Raw genomic sequence first — 18,317 nt, 5'->3', positions numbered from 1 at the left:
TTGGTCGCGGCCTGCCGATCTGCTGGGATGCGCGGATGACAGCGATCTCGGACGGGGTGGACAATCACAAGATGGCCGACATGGCGGATGCGTCTCCGGAAACGGCGCTGCTCGACGTCGGACGCAATTGCTGGCGGGTGGAGCGTGCCGATCGTTTCGCCCTGATCATCGACGCCGACGACTATTTCACCGCCGCCAGGCTGGCGATGATGTCGGCCAGGCGCAGCATTCTGCTGATCGGCTGGGATTTCGACGCCCGCATCAAGCTTGGCCCCACCGCGACCGACGGCCCGGTGACGCTCGGCGATTTCATCCTGTGGCTGGCCCGGCGCACGCCCGGGCTGGAGATCCGGCTTCTGCGCTGGGACACCGGGGCGTTCAAGGCGCTGTTCCGGGGCGACACCATCTACAGCCTGCTGCGCTGGAAGATCCATCCGCGCATCACGCTGAAGCTGGATGGCGCGCATCCCTTCGCCAGTTCCCATCACCAGAAGATCGTGGTGATCGACGACCGCCTGGCGTTCTGCGGCGGCATCGACATGACCGGCGATCGCTGGGACCGGCGCGCCCATGACGATCACGATCCCAACCGCCTGGGCCCCGACGGCCGCCCGCGCGGCCCCTGGCACGATGCCACCAGCGTGCTCGACGGTCCCGCTGCGGCGGCGCTGGCCGAACTGGCGCGCGATCGCTGGCTGGCGGCCACGGGCGAAATCCTGCAGCCGGTCAGCGATGGTGTCGACTGCTGGCCAGCCCCGATGCAGCCCGGTTTCCGCAATGTCGACATCGCCATCGCCCGCACCCGGCCGAAGATGGAGGGCGTGGAGCCGCAGCACGAGATCGAGGCGCTGTATCTGGATCTGATCGCGCGGGCCCGGCACCTGATCTATGCCGAAAGCCAGTATTTCGCCTCACGCCGCGTGGCCCGCGCCATCGCTGCCCGGCTGGTGGAGGATGACGGGCCCGAAATCATCATCATCAACCCGGTCACCGCCGATGGCTGGCTGGAACCGGTGGCGATGGACACCGCCCGCGCCCGGCTGATCGAGGCGCTGCGCCGGATCGACCGGCATGGCCGGCTGAAGGTCTATCATCCCCACACCCGGGGCGGCGCGCCTATCTATGTCCACGCCAAGATCACCATCGTCGACAACCACTATCTGCGGATCGGCTCGTCGAACTTCAACAACCGGTCGATGCGACTGGATACCGAATGCGACGTGGTGATCGACACCGATCTTCCCGCCAATGCCGGGCTTCAGGCCAGCATCGCCGATATCCGCAACGACCTGCTGGCCGAGCATCTTGGCACCACGCCCGAGGTGGTCGCCGCGCGCCACGACGCCCTGGGCTCGATGATCGCCACCATCGAGGATCTGCGCGGCGATGGCCGCAGCCTGCGGCCCTATGAACTGCCTGAGCTTTCGGCCACCGAGATCTGGCTGGCCGATAACGAGATCCTGGACCCGGAAGGCCCCGATGCGATCTTCGAGCCGCTGCACAAACGCGGCCTGTTCCGCAACTGGCACCTGCCCCGCCGCCTGAGGCGCCGGCGGGTGCGGTAAGGCCGGCGTCATGGATCTGCAAATCGCCGATGACCCGGCCTGCAAAACACAGAAAAGGGGTTACGCCATATCTGGCGTAACCCCTTGTTCTAATTTGGTGGGCGCACAAGGGCTCGAACCTTGGACCCGCTGATTAAGAGTCAGCTGCTCTACCAACTGAGCTATGCGCCCGCAGTGCTGCGGTGGGCGGCTTATAGCAAGCGATGGCGGGGCTGCCAAGAGGTTTTCGTGGCAGCTTGCGACGTTTTTTTGACAAGCCGTTGGGCCTGTCCATCCAACACCCTGATCTGCCGCGACTAATAGCCTTCCAGCCCCGGCTGGCGGCGCAGTTGGACATCGCGATGGGTGTTCACGCAGGCCAGCAGCCCGAAGGCGATCATCAGGGTCAACATGGCGGTGCCGCCATAAGACACCAGCGGCAGCGGCACCCCGACCACCGGGATCAGCCCCATCACCATCGCGATGTTGATGAAGTAATACAGGAAGAAGGTCGACCCCACCCCCACGGCGACCAGCCGGCCGAACACGGTGCGCGCCCGCAACGACACGCTGAGCGCATACATCACCACCGAAATGAACAGGATCAGCAGGGCGATACCGCCGATCAGGCCGAACTCCTCGGCATACATGGTGAAGATGAAATCGGTCTGCTTCTCGGGCAGGAACGACAGATGGCTCTGGGTGCCCTGCATGAAGCCCTTGCCTGTCACCCCGCCCGACCCCAGCGCGATCTTGGACTGGGTGATGTGATAGCCGGCGCCCAGCGGGTCGCGCGACGGGTCCATGAAGGTCAGCACGCGCTGGCGCTGATATTCATGCAGCATCGTCCAGCCAACCGGCACCATTGCGCCGAACAGCGCCAGCACCACGATGAACTTCCACGCCCGCACCCCCGCCGCGAAGAACATGGCGCCGGCCCCCAGGATAAGCATGCCGGTGGTTCCAAGGTCGGGCTGGCGCAGCACCAGCAGGGCTGGCAGCAGCACCATCACCAGCGGCGGCAGCAGGGTCACCGGTCGGCCGACATCCTCGGCGGTGCGGCCGTGAAAATAGCGGGCCAGCGCCAGTACGATGGCGATCTTCATCACCTCCGACGGCTGAATCTGGAAGAAGCCGAGGTCGATCCAGCGCTGCGCGCCCATGCCGATATCGCCCATGATCTCCACCGCCAGCAGCAGCAGGAAGGCCATGCCATACAGTGGATAGGCAAGTTTCAGCCATAGTTTCAGATCAGTCAGCCCGATCACGATCATCAGCACGCCGCCGATCGCGAAGCGGATCATCTGAGCATTGGCCCAAGGGCTCAGGCTGCCATTCGCCGCCGAATACAGGATCAGGAAGCCGGTGCCGGCCACCAGCGACAGCAGCACCAGCAACCCCCAGCCGAACGACCGGATGCGTTGTACCAATGTCAGGCGGGCCGGCGCCGTGGCGTCATGCAGGCTCATGTCCTGTCTCCCCCCGTGGTTCCGTCATGGCCGCCGCCATCCGCCCGGCCGGCCACCCGGCCGCCCGGGCTGGACAGTGGCGGGCCGGATGGTAGCGGATTGGCAGGGGGCGGATTGGCGGGGGCACCGCGGCGCCGGTCACGCTCGGCGCCAAGCGCTATGGTTGCGCGCAGGATATCGGCCACCACCGGCGCCGCCACGCCGCTGCCGCTGCCGCCATGCTCGATGATGCAGGAACAGGCATAACGGGGCGCATGCAGCGGGGCGAAGCCCACGAACAGGGCGTGGTCGCGTTCCAGCCAGGGCACGTCTTCGGATTTATAGCGGCCGCTCTCGCGCTCCGCCCGGGTGATCCGGCGGACCTGTGCCGTGCCGGTCTTGCCGGCGAAGGCATAGGCCGGATCCTCGATCCGGGCCTTGTGCGCCGTGCCGCGGCGATGGTTGATCACCCGCCGCATGCCTTCCAGCACCAGTTCCAGATTGGTGCGGTCGACGCCGATCGCATCCGCCATCTGCAAGCCGCTTTCGGGCATCGGCAGCGGCGTATCGCCAACGCCGCCGTCATCAGCCACCGGCACTGCGGCGTTCCACAGGCTCGCCCCTGCCGCGCGGGCATCGTCGATCTCGCGATACAGCCGCGGCACCACCGCCCGGCCGCCATTGGCCAGGCGCGCCGTCATCACCGCCAGTTGCAGCGGCGTGCTCAACACATAACCCTGGCCGATGCCGGCGATCAGGGTCTCGCCCTGCGTCCAGCCACGCCCGCGCGCCGCCTGCTTCCAGTCCTTGGTCGGCATCAGGCCCGACTGTTCGCCCGGCAGGCCGATCTGCAACCGGTGGCCCATGCCGAAACGCTGGCCCATGGCCGCGATCGCATCGATCCCCACCCGGCGTGCGATGTCATAGAAGAACACGTCACAGGACTGGGCGATGGCTTCAACCAGCCCGACCTCGCCATGGCCGCCACGCCGCCAGCAATGAAAGCGGTTGTCGCCCATATCCAGATGGCCGGGGCAGAACACGGTGTGATCGCGCGAGATGACGCCCGATTCCAGCGCCGCCAGCGCCACCACCATCTTGAAGGTCGATCCGGGAGGATACTGGCCGCCCATCGCCTTGTTGATCAGCGGTGCCCGCGGGTTCGAGATCAACTCGGTCCATTGGGCGATCGAAATGCCGCGGTCGAACAGGGTGGGATCGAATGTCGGCACCGAGGCCAGCGCCAGAATGTCGCCGGAATGGATGTCCATCACCACCGCCGCCGCGCTGTCGAACGCCAGCCGTGCGGTGGTGAAGGTCTGAAGATCGGCATCCAGCGTCAGTTGAACATCGTTGCCCGCCACGCCCTCGCCACGGTCCAGCTCGCGGATCTCGCGGCCGAAGGCGTTCACCTCCACCCGGATATTGCCCGCCCGGCCGCGCAGCCGCAGGTCCGATGCCCGCTCGACGCCCGATTTGCCGATCCGGAAATCGGGCAGTTCCAGCAGCGGATCGCCATCGAGATCCTTCTCCGACGGCGCGCCGACATAGCCCACGATATGGGCCATGGTCGACCCCATCGGGTATTCGCGCGCCAGCCCGACATCGATCATCACGCCGGCCAGATCGGGACCGTTGACCTCCACCTTGGCGACCTCGTCCCAGGTCAGATTGTCGCGCACCGGCAGGGCGGCAAAGCGGCGACGGCGCTCGGCATCCCGAAGCACCCGGGCCTGCATCTCCTCGGGCAGGTCAACCAGTTCCGACAGGCTGGTCAGCACCTGTTGCAGATCGGTCGCCTGTTCGGGCACCACCAGCAGGCGGTAATTCTCGCGGTTCAGGGCCAGCACCCGGCCGTCGCGGTCGAAGATCCGGCCGCGCGGCGGCGCCAGCAGGCGCAGGCTGATCCGGTTATCGTCGGCCAGCGTGCGATAGCGGGCAGCCTCGGCCACCTGCAGATACCACATGCGGGCACCCAGCACGCCGGTCAGCAGCACCTGCGCGCCGCCCAGAAGCAGGGTGCGGCGGGTGATCAGCCTGTGTCGGTTCTGTTCTTCGCGCATCGGGGCTTCCGCATCATGCCGGGATCACAAGCCACGGGCCCAGGAGGCCGGCACGCCATGGCGACGTCAGGGGATATCAGCGCCGGCGCAGCGCCAGCGCGTGGATCTGGCCCAGCAGCCAGGCTGCCGGCGGATAGGCCGCAACGCTCGCCGCCCACTGGGCGATCGCCGGGGCCGGCGACAGCGCCGTCCAGGCATAGATCATGGTGGTCAGCCAGACGAGGCCGCAGGCAACGAAGGCCACCGCCGCAAACGCCGCCCAGATCAGCAGGAACGATTTGCCGCGGAACACCTTGCGCTGGCTGACCAGCATGCCGCGCACCACCAGCAGCACCAGCGCCGTCTGTCCAAGCGGACCCCAGCCGATGGCGTCCTCGACCAGCCCCAGAATGAACACCGCCCAGTAAGGCAGCCGGTCAGGACGATAGATGCTCCAATATGTCACCGCGATCAAGGCCGCCCAGGGCATCATCGCGGTGCCGCCCAGCCGATACCAGGGGGCGGCGGCCATCAGCACCAGCGCCAGGCTGACCAGAAACGGCACCGCCGCGCGCACCCAGTGGTCGAGTTTCTGAAGCAAGGTCTCGTTCATCGCCGCCCGCCCGCCATGCCGCCACGGCGGCAGAGCCCGCCGGTCTCTGCGGCATCACCGCCACCGAGGCACAAGGTCACTCTGACGTCACCTTCATGGGGCCATCTTAGTCGTCGAGGCTGGCACAGTCACAGGCACGTCATCCTCAGCGCGCGGAGGTCGGGGCCGGGGCGGGCGGCACAGGCAGGGCCGGAGACGGTTCCGGAACCCCCACCGGCTCGAATTCGGTGCCGAGCAGGATGCGCACGAAATCGAGCCGCCGCCAATCCACGAACGGCTCGACCCGGGCCATGCCGTCATCGATAGCCATCACCCGGCCGACGGCCAGTCCCGGCGGGAACACACCGCCCTCGCCCGATGTCACGACGCGTGCGCCGACCTGCGGCAGGGCATGGGCCGGCAGATAGGCCAGCGCCGGGCGCGACGAATTGTCGCCGGCCAGAATTGCCCGCTGTCCGGTGCCGTCGGCGGTTTCAACCGTCACCGGCACGCGGCTGTTCAGGTCCGACAGCAGCAGCAGCCGCGACGAGGTTTCGCCCACCTGGATCACCCGCCCGACCAGCCCGGCCGAGGTGACGGCGATACCGTCACGGGTCATGCCGTCGCGGGCGCCGGCCGAAATCAGCAGGGTGCGCACGAAGGGGCCGCCGGTATCGGCCAGAATGCGGGCCGACAGGAAGCGCTGCTCCGGATCCGGCACCACACCCAACTGGCGCCGGAGCGCGGTGTTCTCGGCCGCCAGCCGCAGGGCAACCTGCTCCCAATGGCGCAGGCGTTCGTTCTGCTCGATCAGCCGGGTGTTCTCGGCGGCCAGATTGGTCAGGTCGTCGATGCGGTCGGTCAGGCCGGTCAGGCTGGCCACCGGGCGCGAGAACAGCTCCAGCGCCGGGGCTGCGGCGTCGGCGATCGTGGTGCGCAGCTGGGTTGCCGGCACGACATCGAAACGGGTCGCGATCATCAACCCCACGGCCCCGATCATCAGCGCACCGAAGGCAAAACGGTGCGCCAACTGGCGAAGCGGCTGGGCCACGGCGCGGCCATATCCGAAGGGCTTCACGGTCCGATCTCCCCAAAGCAGGGGTTCGTCTCGCTATCAAGCATGACACGAGACCGGCCGATATACCACCGGCCGGCCGCGTGAGCATTCTGTGCGGTCAGTACTGCTCGTACAGAACGTGTTTCAGCTTTTTCATCTCTTCCAGCGCCCGGCCGGTGCCCAGCGCCACGCAGGACAGCGGATCGTCGGCGATCGAGACCGGCAGGCCGGTCGCGTTGCGCAGCACCAGGTCCAGGTTGCCCAGCAGTGCGCCGCCACCGGTCAGCACGATCCCCTTGTCGACGATGTCGGCCGCCAGTTCGGGGGCGGTATGCTCCAGCGCCACCTTCACCGACTCGACGATCGCGCCCACGGGCTCGGTCAGGCTTTCGGCGATCTGGCGCTCGGTGATCACGATCTCGCGCGGCACGCCGTGCATCAGGTCGCGACCCTTGATCTGCAGCACCTTGCCATCGCCGTCGGCCGGCGGGCAGGCCGACCCGATCTCGGTCTTGATCCGCTCGGCGCTCGACTCGCCGATCAGCAGGTTATGGTTGCGACGGATATAGGCGATGATCGCCTCGTCCATCTTGTCGCCACCCACACGCACCGACCGCGAATAGACGATGCCGCCCAGCGACAGCACCGCCACCTCGGTGGTGCCGCCGCCGATATCGACGACCATCGACCCGGTCGGTTCGGTCACCGGCAGGCCGGCGCCGATCGCCGCCGCCATCGGTTCCTCGATCAGGAACACCCGGCGGGCACCGGCGCTTTCGGCCGATTCCTGGATCGCACGGCGCTCGACGGCGGTCGAGCCGGAGGGGACGCAGACGATGATCTGCGGGCTCGCGAAGGTGCGACGGTTGTGCACCTTGCGGATGAAGTGCTTGATCATCTCTTCGGCAACTTCGAAATCGGCGATGACGCCGTCGCGAAGCGGGCGGATCGCCTCGATATTGCCGGGCGTGCGGCCAAGCATCAGCTTGGCCTCCTCGCCGACGGCGAGAACCTGCTTCTTGCCCTTGATGTTCATGATGGCGACCACCGACGGCTCATTGAGCACGATGCCGCGGCCCTTCACATAAACGAGCGTGTTGGCAGTGCCGAGGTCGATGGCCATATCGGCCGAGAGGATGCCGAGGAGGCTCGAGAACATGTAGCTGGCTTTGCTCGCTGGATCTGGTCTGTCTGTCGTCCGACCGGATGACGTGGCCGACGGCGTCGAAGCTGGCGCCCTCGCAACTCGTCTGACGAGCGGGCGGGCGAACGCGGCGAGATTACGCCACATTCTGTCCCGCATTGAAACCGCCAATTCAGTGTCTTGGCATCAAACGCGTCGGCGCCCGCGGACCGGGCGGGGGGCCGGTCCGCGGGCGCCGTCCGTCCGGCGGGGGTGCCGAAACGGGAAGGCCGGATCAGGCGGTCAGATCGCGGCGCTGCGAATTGCCGGATCGGCCGCCTCTTCAGGCGCATCGGCCGCCTTCTCCAGCAGCTTGGCCAGGGCATTCACATAGGCGCTGGCCGATGCGACCACGGTATCGGGATCGGACCCGGTGCCGCCATGGCTGCGGCCGCGGGCCTTCAGGCGCACGGTCACCCGCGCCTGGGCATCGGTTCCCTCGGTGACCGCGTGCACCTGATACAGTTGCAGCACCGCCTCGTGCGGGATCGCCTTGCGGATGGCATCGAACACCGCATCGATCGGGCCGTTGCCGCCGGCGCTCGCCGAATGGGATGTGCCGTGCTGCTCGATGGTGACGGTGGCGGTGTGGTCCACGCCGATGCCGCAGGCGACCGACAGCGCGACCAGCTTCAGGCTTTCGCCCTCATGGCCCACCTCGTCGCTGACCAGGGCGACCAGATCATCGTCGAACACGGTCTTCTTGCGGTCGGCCAGATCCTTGAACCGGCGGAACGCATCTTCAACCGCGTTGTCGCCCAGTTCGAAGCCCAGCTCCTTCAGTTTGGTCTTGAAGGCATGACGGCCGGAATGCTTGCCCATTACCAGCGACGACTTGTTCACGCCCACCGATTCAGGGGTCATGATCTCGTAGGTCTGGGCATTCTTCAGCATCCCGTCCTGATGGATGCCGCTTTCATGCGCGAAGGCGTTCCGGCCCACGATCGCCTTGTTGTACTGGATCGGGAAGCCGGTCACCGCCGACACAAGCTGCGACGCCTGGGTGATGGTGCTGGTGTCGATGCCGGTGCGCACGCCCATGATGTCGGCGCGGGTGCGCAGCGCCATCACGATCTCTTCCAGCGCCGCGTTGCCCGCGCGCTCGCCGATGCCGTTGACGGTACATTCCACCTGCCGGGCACCGGCCGCGACCGCCGCCAGCGAATTCGCCACCGCCAGGCCCAGATCGTTGTGGCAATGGGCCGACAGGATCGCCTTGTCGATATTGGCGACGTTGTTGCGGATCGCCCGGATCAGCGCGATGTATTCCTCAGGCACGGTATAGCCCACCGTGTCGGGGACGTTGATCGTGGTGGCGCCGCTCGCGATCGCCACATCGATCGCCTTGAACAGAAATTCGGGTTCGGTGCGGGTGCCGTCCTCGCATGACCATTCCACATCGTCGGTGAAGCGGCGGGCGAAGGATACGCTGTCGGCGATCGCCTCCAGAACCTGCGCCTCGTCCATGTTCAGCTTGAACTTGCGATGCAGCGGGCTGGTGGAGATGAAGGTGTGGATGCGCTTGCGGCGCGCGGGCTTCAGCGCCTCGGCCGCCCGTTCGATATCGGCATGTTTCGCGCGCGCCAGGCTGCAGATCACCGCCTCACGCGACCGCTCGGCAACCTTGTAGACCGACTCGAAATCGCCGTTCGATGCGATGGCGAAGCCGGCCTCGATCACGTCGACACCCAGCCGCTCCAGCATCTCGGCCACGCGCAGCTTCTCGTCCAGCGTCATCGATGCGCCAGGGCACTGCTCGCCGTCGCGCAGCGTGGTGTCGAAGATCACCACCCGGTCACCGGCATTGACGGCGGCGGCATTGGTGGTGTCCACGGCCTGGTGGGCGGTGGCGCCAGGGCGGTCGGGACTGGCGGCCTGGGCGGGGCTATTGGTCTGGGTGGTCATGGCAGGAGCCTTGCTTCGGATAAGAGGCGGACCCGGTCAAGCGGGTCCGAACGCCAGTACATGCATGGCGATCATGTCGCCAGACATGTGGTTCTGTCTCTTCTCCCCTGAGCGTGTGTCACCGGCGATCGATCGCGCGGCTGACGGTACGGCGCTCAGGGGCCGATAAGTCGAAGCGAAAGCGCAAGGCCGAGAAGGATGAGAACAAATCCGCCAGAGGCCAGAACCATCATGTCGGCGGCCATCATGTCGGCCCGCAGAGCCTCGGCACGCGCAACATCCACGGCCCGCGCAGATGCGCGGCGGCGTGCGATGGTGGCTGTGCTGTGCGGCTGGTGAGACATGATGTCCGGTTCTGGATGTTCAGGCGTGGTGGATTTGCCAGTGGCTGCATGGCATGCGGTGGCGGCATCTTCGTCCGCTCACCACATCATGGCCGACATCGACACGCATGTCGACCGGGTATCCGGCACACGATGCGACCCGAATGGATAACACCGTGATTGGAACGATTACAGACAAGGCAGGGGAGTGTCCAGTGCAAAAACCGCATATGAGACATTTTCCAATCACTTCCGCCCCGGTTAGGGCAATATTCTTGTCCTTGTTTGGGAGCATTCCTCGGGCGGCGGGCACCGGATCAGGCGCATGTCCCGCGATTGTCCACTGGATTTCCACCCGGTCACCCCGTCAGGATGGCAGATCCCTATCCCACCAGCCCCCTGCCCCGTCTGCCGACCCGGAGAGCTGACATGATCACCGACATTGCCGCCGCCCTGCACGCCGAGGACGTCGCGGCCGCCGATCCCGGCGCCGCCGGCCGCGTGGTCGATTTCTGGTTCGGCGAGCTTGGCCCCGACAACTGGTTCGGCGCCGGCGATGCGCTGGATCAGACGATCCATGACCGCTTCGCCCGCGTCCATGCCGGGGCCATCAGGGGGGTCTGCGCCGGCTGGCGGGTCGAGCCCTATGGCCGGCTGGCCGAGATTCTGCTGCTGGACCAGTTCTCGCGCCATATACACCGTGGCACACCCCGGGCTTTCGCCGCCGACCCGATGGCGCTGGCCCTGGCGCAGGAAGCCGTGGCGCGCGGCCATGATCAGCGCCTGCCGCCCCTGCACCGCCAGTTCGTCTATCTGCCGTTCATGCATTCCGAAAGTCTGCTGGTCCACGATCAGGCGGTGGCGCTGTACGAAGCGCTGGGCGACGCCAACGCGCTGGATTTCGAACACAGGCACCGCGACATCCTGCGGCGCTTCGGCCGCTATCCGCATCGCAACGCGGTGCTGGGCCGCAATACCACCCCCGACGAGGCCCGCTTCCTGACCGAGCCCGGATCGGGGTTCTGAGCGGCCGCCACCGCCGGTGACGGCACCGTTCAGGGCAGCCGGCCCAGCGTGTCGGCGACATAGGCATCGCGCCGGCCCATCGGCTTCTGCGGATCGTCGGTGCTGTCGCAGGCGGTCTGGTGTTCCAACTCGGCGTTCAGTTCGGCGCCGACCAGCACGATCATCACGGAAATCCAGATCCAGGTCATGAACACCACCACCGCGCCCAGCGAGCCATAGGTGCGGTCATAGGCGGCGATGTTGCTGACATACCAGGAAAATCCCAGCGACCCCGCCAGCCAGACCAGCGTGGCCAGACAGCCGCCGGGGGTGACCCAGCGCCATTTCGCCGACCGACGGCTCGGCGCATAGCGATAAAGAATGCTGGTGCCCAGAGCCACCAGCACCATCAGCAGCGGCCAGCGCCCCAGGCTGATCAACTGTTCGGCGACGAGGCCGAGATTGAGAAGATCCAGCGCCACCGGCAGCAGCGCCAGCGCGGCCAGCATCAGGGCGGTGAACAGAATGGCCACCAGCGTGAAGCCCAGCGTCACCAGGGTGAACACCACGAACGACCGGTCCTCGCGCTCGCCATAGGCGACATCGAGCGCGCCGAACATGGCCTTCATACCCAGATTGGCGCTCCACAGGGCGAAGCCCAGGCTGAAGGCGAGGCCGAAACTCAGACGGTCCTGGGGCTGTGCCGCCACCCGCCGCATCTGGTCGCCCATCAGTTGCACGGCGCTGTCGGGCAGAATGCCGCCCAGCACCCTGATATGCTCGACCACCGCCGAGGGGTCCGAAAACAGGCCATAGATCGAGATCAGCGCGGTGATGCCGGGAAAGATCGCCAGCAGGGTGTAGAAGGCGACACCAGCCGCCACCGCCTCCACCCGATCGTCGATCACCTGCAGGGCGGTGCGCCAGATGATGTCCTTCCAGCCGCGGATCGGCATGTGAAGCGGGCTGGTCGCCTGCCGGCCGCGGGCCGCGTGTTCGGTGGGGCTGCCATCCGGGTCCAGCCGGGTTTCGGCCTCATCCCGCAGCCGGCCCGCATTCGGTGCCCGGCGGGCGTCGGGGATCTGCTCGGGTCGCCTGTCTGCATCTGTCATGCCTGCCGGTCCGCTCTCCTGTCGCGCCATGGCCGATGGCTCAACATGAGGGCGGCAGTGCTGGTTCCGCATCCGCCCGCCCGAACGATCAAGGGCGGCGCCCCCCTCTCGGGAAGCGCCGCCCCTGATACCGGCCGCGATTGCGGCGGCAGATCAGTTCTTGGTCTTGTCGACCAGCCGGTTGGCCGAGATCCACGGCATCATCGCGCGCAGCTTCTCGCCGACCTCTTCGATCTGATGGGTGGCATGGCCACGGCGCATGGCCTTGAAGCTCGACTGGCGGGCGGCATTCTCAAGCACCCAGTCGCGGGTGAAGCGGCCGCCCTGAATGTCTTCAAGGATCTTCTTCATCTCGGCCTTCACCTCGGGGGTGATGACCCGCGGGCCCGACACGTAGTCGCCGAATTCGGCGGTGTTCGAGATCGAGTAGCGCATGTTGGCGATGCCGCCCTCATACATCAGGTCGACGATCAGCTTCATCTCGTGCAGGCATTCGAAATAGGCCATCTCGGGGGCATAGCCCGCCTCGACCAGGGTTTCGAAGCCGGCGGTGATCAGATGGGTCACGCCGCCGCACAGCACGGCCTGCTCGCCGAACAGGTCGGTCTCGCACTCTTCCTTGAAGCTGGTCTCGATGATGCCGGCGCGGCCGGCACCAAGGCCGCAGGCATAGGACAGCGCGATTTCAAGCGCATTGCCCGACACGTCCTGCGCCACGGCCACCAGGCTCGGCACGCCGCCGCCCTTGACGTATTCGCTGCGCACCGTGTGGCCGGGGCCCTTGGGCGCGATCATGAACACGTCGATGTCCTTGCGGGGCTCGATCAGCCCGAAATGGATCGACAGGCCATGGGCGACCGCCAGGGCGGCGCCTTCCTTCAGATTGTCGCGCAGATCCTGCTCATACAGATCGGCATGAAGCTCGTCCGGGGTCAGCACCATGACCAGATCGGCGGTCTGGGCGGCCTTGTCGGGGGTCATGACGGTGAAGCCCGCGCCCTCGGCCTTGGCAACGGTCGCCGACCCTGCACGCAGGCCCACGATCACGTTGACGCCGCTGTCACGCAGGTTAGCGGCATGGGCGTGGCCCTGGCTGCCATAGCCGATGATCGCGACCGTCTTGGTCTTGATCAGGTTCAGGTCGGCATCGCGATCGTAGTAGACGCGCATGGTTCTGTTGTTTCCTCTGTTGATGTCGCGGGCGGTCCGCAAGCTGTTCTCTGCCGCCCTTGACCCTGTCGTCGCATGCCTCGCGCTGAAGATCGACCGCAAGCGACGTCATATGGACCAGTGGTGTCGTGATATGGACCAGCGGGCAGACCCGATGGTCGCCAGGCGGTGCGCCGGCCGCGTCAGGCCGGCTCGTATGCGTCAGGCCGGCTCGTAATTGCCCCGTTCCGACGACAGCGGCTCGGCGCCGCGCGACAGGGCGGCGATGCCGGTGCGGGCAACGTCCACCAGCCCCAGCGGCCGCATCAGGTTGATGAACGCCTCGATCTTCTCGGTCGAACCGGTCATCTCGAAGATGAAGCTCTCATGGGTGCTGTCGACCACGCGGGCGCGGAAGATATCGGCGATGCGCAGCGACTCGACCCGCCGCTCGCCGGTCGAGGCCACCTTGACCAGCGCCAGTTCGCGACCGACGAACGGCCCGCTCTGGGTCAGGTCGGTGACGGTGTGGATCGGCACCAGCCGGGTCAACTGCGCCTTGATCTGCTCGATGATCATCGGCGTGCCCGAGGTGACGATGGTGATCCGCGACCGGGTGCGGCCCTCGTCCACCTCGGCGACCGTCAGGCTGTCGATGTTATAGCCGCGGCCGGAAAACAGGCCGATGACCCGGGCCAGCACGCCGCTTTCATTGTCGACCAGCACCGACATGGTGTGCTGGGTGATCTGTTCGTTCTGGATGACCATGGAAACTCGCCGTCGGATTTGGTGCAGACGTCGGGAACGGGCCGGCGGGACATGGTGCCCGGGCCGGCCCGGGGGCGGCAGGCTGATCGCGCGGGCGGCGCGGGTCAGACCAGTACCATCCCTTCCTCGCTCTTGCAGGCATCGAGTTCCTGGCCGGGGCCAAGGATGATCTCGTGATGGGCGGCGCCGGCCGGGATCATCGGATAGACGTTCTCGCCCTTGTCGACGCGCACATCCACCACCACCGGGCCGTCATAGGCCAGCATCTCGCGGATCACCCCGTCCAGATCGTCGGGGGTGTGGGCGCGCAGACCCTTGGCGCCGAAGGCTTCGGCCAGCTTCACGAAATCGGGCAGCGCCGCCGAATAGCTTTCGGAATAGCGCCCGCCATGGAACAGCTCCTGCCACTGGCGGACCATGCCCATCCATTCATTGTTCAGGATGAACACCTTCACCGGCAGCCGGTGCTGCATCAGGCTCGACAGCTCCTGGATGTTCATCATCGTCGAGGCCTCGCCCGCGATGTCGATCACCAGGGCGTCGGGATGCGCCACCTGCACGCCCATCGCCGCCGGCAGACCATAGCCCATGGTGCCGAGCCCGCCCGAGGTCATCCAGTGATTGGGGGTGTCGAAGTTGAAATGCTGGGCCGCCCACATCTGGTGCTGGCCGACCTCGGTGGTGATATAGGGCTCGCGCTCATGGGTCATCTCCCACAGCCGCCGGATGGCGTATTGGGGCTTGATGATCTGGCTGCTGTTCTGGAAGCCCAGCGAGTTCTGCGCCCGCCAGCCGGCGACCCGCTCCCACCAGGCGCCGATGCGCGCGGCATCGTGCTCGCCCTGCCGCCGGCTCCAGGCCGCCAGCAGCGCCGCGATCGCCGATCCGGCATCGCCGATGATCGGCAGGTCGACGCGGACGTTCTTGTTGATCGAGGACGGATCGATATCGACATGGATTTTGATGCTGTCGGGCGAGAAGCCGTCGAGCCGCCCGGTCACCCGGTCGTCGAACCGCGCGCCGATATTGATCATCAGGTCGCAGTCATGCATCGCCAGATTGGCTTCCAGCGTGCCATGCATGCCCAGCATCCCCAGCGACTGGCGGTCGCTGGCCGGATAGGCGCCAAGCCCCATCAGGGTCATCGTGACGGGGAAACCGGTGGCACGCACCAGCCGGGTCAGGCCGGCGCAGGCCTCGGGCCCGGCATTGATCACGCCGCCGCCGACATAGAACACCGGCCGCTCCGCCTTCAGCATCAACTCGATCGCCCGCTCGATCCCGCTCTGTTCGGGGGTCACCTGCGGGCGATAGGTCGGGCGTGGCAGCTCTTCGGGCGCGCGATAGGTGCCCGGGGTGTTCAGGATGTCCTTGGGCAGATCGATGACCACCGGGCCGGGACGCCCCGACCGCGCGACATGGAAGGCCTCATGGACCTTGCCCGCCAGCACCTCGACATCCCGGATCAGATAGTTGTGCTTGGTGCATGGCCGGGTGATGCCGACGGTATCGGCTTCCTGGAAGGCATCGTTGCCGATCATATGCGTCGGCACCTGACCGGTCAGGCAGACGATCGGGATGCTGTCCATCAGCGCGTCGGTCAGGCCGGTCACCGCATTGGTGGCGCCGGGGCCCGAGGTTACGAGCACCACGCCGACCTTGCCGGTCGAGCGCGCATACCCCTCCGCCGCATGGACCGCCGCCTGTTCATGGCGGACCAGGTAATGACGCACCCGGTTCTGCTTGTAGAGCGCGTCATAGATCGGAAGTACCGCGCCACCGGGATAGCCGAAAATGACCTCGACACCCTGGTCTGCCAGGGCCTTCATCAGGATTTCCGCACCGGTGAACTGCATCGTTCGGTCGCTCCGCGAGTATCTGGTTCGGGTGTCCGCGCTACATCTGCGCCCCTGCCCTTCGCCCGGATCGCGGGGCCTGCGCCATGCAGGCCTCACCGAAAAAGAACCGCCGGCGGACAACTCCGTCGGCGGGTTCCGCCCCTTGGCCCCCTGCCCGCCATCGCGGCTGCGAAGGCGGGGCGCGGGTTCGCGGGGCCCGAAGCGTTGTTATCCGCCTTGCATTGGCGGACGCGATCCGGTCTCTTGATCCGAGCTTGTGGACCCTACCGGCTCAATGACCCGCGGTCAACAGGAACTCGTCAATTTCCAAAAAGATTCTCGGATGCAAACATTCCGAATATTGCTCTGAAACGGTCAGGTTGATCAGGCCCTGGTGACGTATCCAGGTCATCTGGCGCTTGGCGTATTGGCGTGTCGCGATGCGGCCGCGCTCAATCGTCTGGGCCAGCCCCGCCTGCCCGCGCACCAGCCGCGCGATTTCCGGCACCCCCACGGCCTTCATCAGCGGTATGGCATCCGGGTCCAGCACGCGTGCCAGCAATGCCTCCACCTCCGCCGCCGCCCCTGCCGCCAGCATGGCCTGGAAGCGGCCGGCGATCCGCTGGTCCAGCACCGCGCGATCGGGCATCAGCGCGATGGTGAACACCGGCCCGTCATGCCCCCCCGTCGGCGGATGGGCGTGCTGCCAGTCGGCCAGTGTCCTGCCGGTGGCGCGCACCACCTCCAAGGCCCGCGCCAGGCGCTGCGGATCGGCCAGCCGCGCCGCCGCCGCCGGATCATGCGGCAGCAGGGCCGCCTTCAGCGCAGCCACTCCGCCTTCGGTGCCGATCGTCCGCACGGCGTCACGCAGGTCTGCGGGGATCGCCGGCAGATCCGACAGCCCCTCGACCAGCGCCCGGATATACAGGCCGGTGCCGCCGGTCAGGATCGGCAGCCGACCGGCGGCCTGGGCGGCTGCAATCTCGGCGCGGGCGAGTGCCGCCCAGGCGGCGGCGGAACACACCGCCTCGGCCGGCCGCACGCCATACAGCCGGTGGGGGGCCGCCGCTTCATCGGCCGCTGTCGGCCGGGCGGTCACGATCCGCAGATCGTCATAGACCTGCATCGCATCGGCGTTGATCACCACACCGTCGCGCGCCAGCGCCAGCGCCAGCGCCAGCGCCGACTTGCCCGAGGCGGTGGGGCCGGTGATCACGATCAGTGGCATCCCCGGCATCGGTTTGCCCGGCTCCATGCTTGCTCCCGCGCGATCTCGCGCTTTTAATGCGGCCGACCCGATATATGTACCCGACCCGATGCAGCGGGTCGCTTGTCGATGGATGAAGGGACGATCCATGGGAACGGTGTTGACGCTGATCGGTGCTCCGGTCAAGGCTGACGGCGCGGCGGCGGTGACCAGAGCGGGCGCGATCGATGTGGTGCGCCAGGCGCTCGATGCGGCAGGCCACACCGTGGGCGACGTCACCATCCTGCAGGACGGCGTCGCCGCCGATATCGCGGTTGCCGGCAGCGACGTGGCGGGCGTGCGCGATACCGCCGAGGCGGCCCTGGCCGATGCCGGGCTCCCCGTCGATGCGGCCGCCCAGCCGGATGGTCCCGACCGCCGCCGCCGGCTGCTGGTATCCGATATGGACAGCACCATCATCACCTGCGAATGCATCGACGAGCTGGCCGATTATGCCGGGGTCAAGGCCGAGGTCGCCGCGGTGACCGAGCGGGCGATGCGTGGCGACCTCGATTTCGCCGCGGCGCTGATCGCCCGCGTCGCCACCCTCGCCGGCCTGCCCGAAGGCGTTCTGGCGCGGGCCTTCAGTGAGCGGGTGCGGCTGATGCCGGGCGCGCGCACGCTGGTGGCCACCATGCGCGCCCATGATGCGCGCGCGGTTCTGGTGTCGGGCGGCTTCACCTATTTCACCGCCCGGGTGGCGGCGCTGTGCGGCTTCGACGACAACCGCGCCAACCGGCTGGAGGTGGCGGGCCACCGCCTGACCGGCCAGGTCATTCCACCGATCCTGGGCGCCGATGCCAAGGTCGCGGCGCTCGACCATTATGCCGGGCTGTGGTCGGGCGGCACCGGCGGTGCGCTGGCGGTGGGCGATGGCGCCAACGATCTGCCGATGATCCTGAGGGCCGGGCTTGGCGTCGCCTATCACGCCAAGCCCAAGGTCGCGACGGCGGCACCGGTGCGGATCAACCATGGCGACCTCACAGCCCTGCTCTATCTGCAGGGCTATCACCGCGACACCTTCATCGCCGCCGAAGACTGACATCCCCGCACTGGCCGCGCGGCCGCCGGATCAAACACAAACCCCGCCCGGATCGCTCCGTGC

14 protein-coding genes and 1 tRNA gene are annotated in these 18,317 nt (G+C 67.0%); 3 read left to right on the top strand and 12 right to left on the bottom strand.

Going from position 1 to position 18,317, the window contains the following annotated elements; genetic code table 11:
- Positions 1 to 80 precede the first annotated feature (80 nt).
- Complete coding sequence (locus WG924_RS23035) at positions 81 to 1,565, top strand: phospholipase D-like domain-containing protein (protein ID WP_372045133.1); 1,485 nt, start codon at positions 81 to 83, stop codon at positions 1,563 to 1,565.
- A gap of 95 nt (positions 1,566 to 1,660) precedes the next feature.
- On the opposite strand, the gene WG924_RS23030 is transcribed toward WG924_RS23035, so the two are convergent.
- The 7 genes from WG924_RS23030 to WG924_RS23000 all read right to left on the bottom strand — a co-directional run bounded on the left by WG924_RS23030 (position 1,661) and on the right by WG924_RS23000 (position 9,771).
- Positions 1,661 to 1,736 (bottom strand) — tRNA-Lys (locus WG924_RS23030).
- Positions 1,737 to 1,861: 125 nt separating this feature from the next.
- Positions 1,862 to 3,013, bottom strand: a complete 1,152-nt coding sequence (gene rodA, locus WG924_RS23025) for a rod shape-determining protein RodA (protein WP_345935393.1) — start codon at positions 3,011 to 3,013, stop codon at positions 1,862 to 1,864.
- Complete coding sequence (gene mrdA, locus WG924_RS23020) at positions 3,010 to 5,055, bottom strand: penicillin-binding protein 2 (RefSeq protein ID WP_345935392.1); 2,046 nt, start codon at positions 5,053 to 5,055, stop codon at positions 3,010 to 3,012. The genes rodA and mrdA overlap by 4 nt, the downstream gene beginning before the upstream one ends.
- 76 nt (positions 5,056 to 5,131) lie before the next feature.
- Entirely contained in the window at positions 5,132 to 5,647 is a 516-nt protein-coding gene (gene mreD / locus WG924_RS23015; protein WP_188577153.1) for a rod shape-determining protein MreD, read from the bottom strand.
- A gap of 145 nt (positions 5,648 to 5,792) precedes the next feature.
- Positions 5,793 to 6,704, bottom strand: coding sequence for a rod shape-determining protein MreC (gene mreC / locus WG924_RS23010; protein WP_345935391.1), 912 nt, complete (start codon positions 6,702 to 6,704; stop codon positions 5,793 to 5,795).
- 97 nt (positions 6,705 to 6,801) lie between these two features.
- Positions 6,802 to 7,842, bottom strand: a complete 1,041-nt coding sequence (locus tag WG924_RS23005) for a rod shape-determining protein (RefSeq protein ID WP_188577151.1) — start codon at positions 7,840 to 7,842, stop codon at positions 6,802 to 6,804.
- 267 nt (positions 7,843 to 8,109) lie between these two features.
- Positions 8,110 to 9,771: a 2-isopropylmalate synthase gene (locus WG924_RS23000; RefSeq protein WP_345935390.1), complete on the bottom strand. Its 1,662-nt coding sequence runs from the start codon at positions 9,769 to 9,771 to the stop codon at positions 8,110 to 8,112.
- A gap of 752 nt (positions 9,772 to 10,523) precedes the next feature.
- On the opposite strand from WG924_RS23000, the gene WG924_RS22995 reads away from it, so the two are divergent.
- Complete coding sequence (locus WG924_RS22995) at positions 10,524 to 11,120, top strand: DUF924 family protein (RefSeq protein WP_345935389.1); 597 nt, start codon at positions 10,524 to 10,526, stop codon at positions 11,118 to 11,120.
- Positions 11,121 to 11,149: 29 nt separating this feature from the next.
- Here WG924_RS22995 and WG924_RS22990 read toward each other — a convergent pair whose 3' ends face one another.
- From WG924_RS22990 to miaA, 5 genes are all read right to left on the bottom strand, one after another.
- Positions 11,150 to 12,211: a YihY/virulence factor BrkB family protein gene (locus tag WG924_RS22990; RefSeq protein ID WP_345935388.1), complete on the bottom strand. Its 1,062-nt coding sequence runs from the start codon at positions 12,209 to 12,211 to the stop codon at positions 11,150 to 11,152.
- A gap of 153 nt (positions 12,212 to 12,364) precedes the next feature.
- Positions 12,365 to 13,381 carry a ketol-acid reductoisomerase gene (gene ilvC, locus WG924_RS22985; RefSeq protein ID WP_188577148.1) on the bottom strand — a complete coding sequence of 339 codons (1,017 nt, stop codon included), beginning with the start codon at positions 13,379 to 13,381 and terminating at the stop codon, positions 12,365 to 12,367.
- Between the two features lie 201 nt (positions 13,382 to 13,582).
- Complete coding sequence (ilvN, locus tag WG924_RS22980) at positions 13,583 to 14,128, bottom strand: acetolactate synthase small subunit (protein WP_188577147.1); 546 nt, start codon at positions 14,126 to 14,128, stop codon at positions 13,583 to 13,585.
- 104 nt (positions 14,129 to 14,232) lie between these two features.
- Positions 14,233 to 15,984 carry an acetolactate synthase 3 large subunit gene (locus WG924_RS22975; protein WP_345935387.1) on the bottom strand — a complete coding sequence of 584 codons (1,752 nt, stop codon included), beginning with the start codon at positions 15,982 to 15,984 and terminating at the stop codon, positions 14,233 to 14,235.
- A 274-nt stretch (positions 15,985 to 16,258) separates the two neighbouring features.
- Positions 16,259 to 17,203, bottom strand: coding sequence for a tRNA (adenosine(37)-N6)-dimethylallyltransferase MiaA (gene miaA / locus WG924_RS22970; protein WP_345935386.1), 945 nt, complete (start codon positions 17,201 to 17,203; stop codon positions 16,259 to 16,261).
- A gap of 118 nt (positions 17,204 to 17,321) precedes the next feature.
- Between miaA and serB the strand changes: the two genes are divergently transcribed.
- The gene (serB, locus tag WG924_RS22965; protein WP_345935385.1) at positions 17,322 to 18,254 is read left to right on the top strand and encodes a phosphoserine phosphatase SerB; all 933 of its coding nucleotides are present in this window, start codon (positions 17,322 to 17,324) and stop codon (positions 18,252 to 18,254) included.
- Positions 18,255 to 18,317: the final 63 nt, after the last annotated feature.

Origin of the sequence: Tistrella arctica (assembly GCF_039630945.1) — a bacterium.
In the GTDB taxonomy this organism is placed as follows: domain Bacteria; phylum Pseudomonadota; class Alphaproteobacteria; order Tistrellales; family Tistrellaceae; genus Tistrella; species Tistrella bauzanensis.
This window is presented reverse-complemented; position numbering and strand designations above follow the sequence as displayed.